Source organism: Candidatus Binatia bacterium, from assembly GCA_036382395.1.
Classification (GTDB): domain Bacteria; phylum Desulfobacterota; class Binatia; order HRBIN30; family HRBIN30; genus JAGDMS01.
This window is the reverse complement of sequence record DASVHW010000060.1, coordinates 1-4,186: the sequence shown is the minus strand read 5'-3', so window position 1 is coordinate 4,186 and position 4,186 is coordinate 1. Positions and strand designations below refer to the sequence as shown.

General features: G+C 61.1%; 3 protein-coding genes. 1 reads left to right on the top strand and 2 read right to left on the bottom strand.

The features are described 5' to 3' along the window. Positions 1-157: 157 nt before the first annotated feature. Together VF515_03590 and VF515_03585 are read right to left on the bottom strand one after the other, a co-directional pair. On the bottom strand, positions 158-283 hold the full coding sequence (locus VF515_03590) for a hypothetical protein (protein HEX7406716.1): 126 nt from the start codon (positions 281-283) through the stop codon (positions 158-160). A 290-nt stretch (positions 284-573) separates the two neighbouring features. Further along, positions 574-2,538, bottom strand: coding sequence for a hypothetical protein (locus tag VF515_03585; GenBank protein HEX7406715.1), 1,965 nt, complete (start codon positions 2,536-2,538; stop codon positions 574-576). Positions 2,539-2,603: 65 nt separating this feature from the next. Between VF515_03585 and VF515_03580 the strand changes: the two genes are divergently transcribed. Next, positions 2,604-2,888, top strand: a complete 285-nt coding sequence (locus VF515_03580) for a BrnT family toxin (protein HEX7406714.1) — start codon at positions 2,604-2,606, stop codon at positions 2,886-2,888. Positions 2,889-4,186: the final 1,298 nt, after the last annotated feature.

The following is a 4,186-nucleotide window of genomic DNA, read 5'->3' as shown; positions in this document are numbered from 1 at the left end:
CCAACGCGGACGCCCAAGCGGCAACGCTAAGCCAATATCGGGGAGCTCGAAGTCCGAGCGGAATGCAGGTCAGCCGAATCGTTGGTCGCGGACCCGGGCGGACCGGGCCCCTTCCAACTTCTTGACGTCGCGCTCCACCTTGTGCCGCATTTCTTCTTCACCGGGCGGCGATAGCAGTGAGCACGGCCGCGCGCCGCGCCCGGAAGTACTCGCCATCGCCGTATACCCGCGCCAGTCGATCGTAGTACGCCGCCACGACATGCTCGCGATGCGGATCGTTCATCACTTCGACCTTTGGCAGCTGCGGTTCGAGACGTCAACGCCGCCTTTACCGGAGGCCGACTTCTTTGCAGGGCCTGCAGAGGCTCCGCACATCGTGTTTTTCGCCATTACAGGACCTGCCGAGCCGTCCGACACGCCGAAAGCCGCCATTGCAGGCCCTGTACCGGGTTCGGGAAGGCTGCACAGTGCGGTTGCAAGGCTTGCACAACGGGGTCGGTGAACCGGCGGACCGACTCTGATGGCGAAGGTCCACTTCATGCGTTGACCCGCCCGAGCTCGCGGGTCAACACACTACGGGCAGTCCGTAAACCTCTGTTGCACCGGAGAAGCTGACGGTTTTACCTTGGCGGTACTGGCGAGCGAGTACGCCTGACCATAAACGAGGCTGTTTACACCACCGGTGAGCCCGGACACCTTGCCCTTGACAGTAAGGTTCTTGTGACCAACCAAGTCGTTTTCGCCGCCGGTTGTGCCATCGGTGCTGACGAGGCCTTTGGCCTCGACGGTGAGCGCACAGGCATCCACCTGAATGTGACCACCCGTCCCGCCGATGCCATGTGCCGTCGGCGCTGTCGCGGTGATCGGCCCAGCGAGGTCGAAGTCGCCGGGTACCGTGTTGATAACAACCCACCCACCGTGATTCCCCGGCACGTTGGCCTGCACGTTGGCCTTGGGTCCCATAGTGAGCCCGACCGGGCTAATCCGAATCACGCCCCCAGCAGGCCCAATGTTACTGTTGGACGTGATCTTCCCATTGATCTCTGCCGCCCCCCGGGTCGCTACAACCACCGTCTCCGTGGGGTAATCATTATTGACGCCGTCGTTTTGAATCACTGCCTGATCGAGCTGCATCTGCACGCAGATTTCACCTTGCGGCCAATTACTGTTCTGCGTACAGGCAGTGCCCTGGCTCAGCGAGCAGCGCTGCACCGGCGTAATGTTGCAGCTCTCGGATGTCGGGCAATCGCTGTCGAATGTGCAGGTGGTGTCGGTGATGATCGAGCAGTGGCCGAAATTGGTCAGGTTGACGGTGCCAGCCGACGCGCTCTTCTGGCTGGCAGCAACGACATTTGCGTCTTTCGTCAGGATCAAGTTTCCACCGCATGCGATGTCGACCGACCCGCCATCGCCACCGATCGCGCCGAGTCGACTCGCGTCGGCTTGCACCGTCGCGCCCAGCGTGCAGTCGCCATTAGTCCGCAGCCGTACAGTGCCCCCATTGCTGCCGCTACCCTTGACGTTGATCTTCGCCCACTTCGCGGCGGTAATCGCTCCGCTGTTCCCTTCGAGGCCGATTTCACCACCGGCCCCCGTTCCATCCGGTCCGTTGAGCGTATCGTTGAACGACGCCCCCTTCGCTTCGAGCGTACTTGAGGCCTCCAGAGTCACGCCAGAACACTGCAGGGATATCGTCCCACCCGCGCCGCCAATGCCTGCGGACCGATCGGCGGCCGCGTCGGCGGTGATCTTCCCACCGATGTCGCAGACATCGCCGGCGCTGGAAATGTCCACCTCGCCGCCATCAGCACCCTTGGAGCTGGCCGTGATCGTCGCCCCTTTCTTAAGCGTCACGGGTCCCCCGGCCTCGATGCCGACAAGACTGCCGATCCCATCGGTCTGGATCGTGGCAACCCCGATCTGTACCGTTCCGGACGACGTCGACACGGAGAACTGACCGCCACCACCGAACGGGACATTCCCGACGATGATGGACGCCTTGTCACTGATGGTAATGTTTCCGCCGCATTTGATGTCGACGAGTCCGGCTCCAGACGGACCAGCGGTGTTCACCGTCGCCCCAAGAACGCAATTGCCGGTGCCCCCTAAGACGTCAATGTCCACCTCACCGCCCCCTTTTGCGGTGAGCTTCGCGCCGCGTGCAGCGATGACGTCTCCGCTGCCACCTTCGAGATCGATAGCACCGCCAGGCCCCTGCTGCCCGCCGCCTGCGCCACTCGCCTCAATGGCAGCCGAGGCACCCAGGCTGATGCCGGCGCACTGCACGAGCACCTTCCCCGCATCCGCCAAGCGCTCGTTTACCTGAATCTTCCCGTTGAGCGTGCACGGCCCTACGCTAGCGATCGTGATGCGACTGGAGGAGGTCGCTGGGATGTTCAACACCGAACCCTTATCCAGCGTGAGCGAGTTGGCGTTTGTGATCGAGAAAGAGGCCCCGGCGTAACCGGCAAGCGCCGCGCTAGGAGCAAAGTGGACGTCCCAGCCGGTCGCGTCGAAAGTGGTCCATGTGTGTACCACGGGTGCCGGGTGCCGGGTATCGGGACCTTCGGCGAATTGTGCTAGCTTCCGTCAGGTGGCGCGGTGTGAAATTCGAATGGAACCCCAAGAAAGCAGCTGCGAATCTCTCCAAGCACGGGGTGGCGTTCGAGGAGGCGCTCACCGTGTTCGCGGATCCCTTGGCCAGGATCTTCGACGACGAGGACCACTCGAGCGAGGAACACCGCGAGATCATCATCGGGCATTCTGCGAATCATCGACTCCCCCTGCTGGTCTGCTTCGCGGCTCAGCAGGGGTCGACTCGCATCTTCAGCGCTCGTAAGGCAACGAAGCAAGAGCGGAAAGACTATGAAGAAAACATCCAGCCGTAGGAAAGCACCTCCGACACACAGAGAGATGCGGCGCGAGTACCGCTTCGACTATCGCAAGGCGCGACCAAATCGATTTGCGCCGCTCATGAAAGGCAAGACCGTTGCCGTCGTCCTCGACCCTGATGTCGCGTCGGTGTTTCAGTCATCAGAGTCCGTCAACACTCTGCTGCGGTCGGTCATCTCCGCGCTTCCGCAGGCCAGGGGTTAACCAGCGCGTCGAGCCGACCGGCATGACATTGTGTGCCATTCGCAAGCGTCCGGGGGTCGGCGGCTCACGCGCACGCCGTTGAGGCTGTAGAAGAAACCCACGAGTACGTCGCGAGCATCCAAAATTTCGATGTGAACCTCCGAGGGGCGAAACTTGACGATTCGGTCGAAAATCCCTGAAAGTGTTGCGAGAGAGGCTCTCCGAGCGTGCGGGGGTCATCAGAAAACGTGGCGGGGACAAATCGCGGCTTCGCGTGAAATTCGGCAGAGGTACGTTTTCGGGGTTTTCCTACAAGCTCGTTAGCCCGGTTTCGGACGCCTGTGGATGAACTGTCATTGCCCAAGATGCGGATTCCTGTTCGCTGCCGCGAGCTCGGACTTTGGACAGGCATTCGCGTGTCGTCAGTGTGGTTTTTCGGGGGTGCTGGATTCTGATCATCTTGCCGACTTCGAGTTGCCGGAGGATATTCGAATTGAGATCCGCGAGGCTAAATAGCGGCTGACCGATCTTGCCATCCGAAGAGGCGCTATACGAGAGCCTCGACCAGCGTCTCGCGGCCTATGTTCCTCCTGCAACGAGCCATGTCACGCCGACGCATACAATGATTGATCTGGCGACAAATGATAACGAGGTAGACCTTGTTCTCAAGGTGCGTCCGGAATAGACGGACTAACACGGCACTCCAAGCGACGGCCGAAAGCGGGCCGCGTTTGAGCGCCACGCCGTAGACCTCCGGGCGACGTCAGGCTATGCATGAGGTGTGACAGAGAGAGTTCTGCCCGGCGATCCACTTGCTTTCATCCGCGCGTGTCTGCGCGAGGGGCACATTCTGTGGACGTACCACCTCAACATGCGTCTCGGACAGCGATTCATTGTGCGAGACACCATCGTCGCTGCGTCCGCGAGCTACGAGAGTGAGTTGTGGAGGAGTACCCGGAGGACAAATACTTTCCGAGCTATCTCTTGCTCGGGCGGCGGGAGTCCGTCGGCTTTCATGTCCTGTTCGGAGTCGATGTGCCGGGACACAATGTGCGCGTCGTCACGGCATACTATCCCGATCTCGAGGAATGGGAGGCGGACTTGAAGATTC

Coding starts and splice junctions, on each gene's coding strand:
- VF515_03590 (HEX7406716.1), bottom strand. CDS start 283: ATGAACGATCCGCATCGCGAGCATGTCGTGGCGGCGTACTACGATCGA.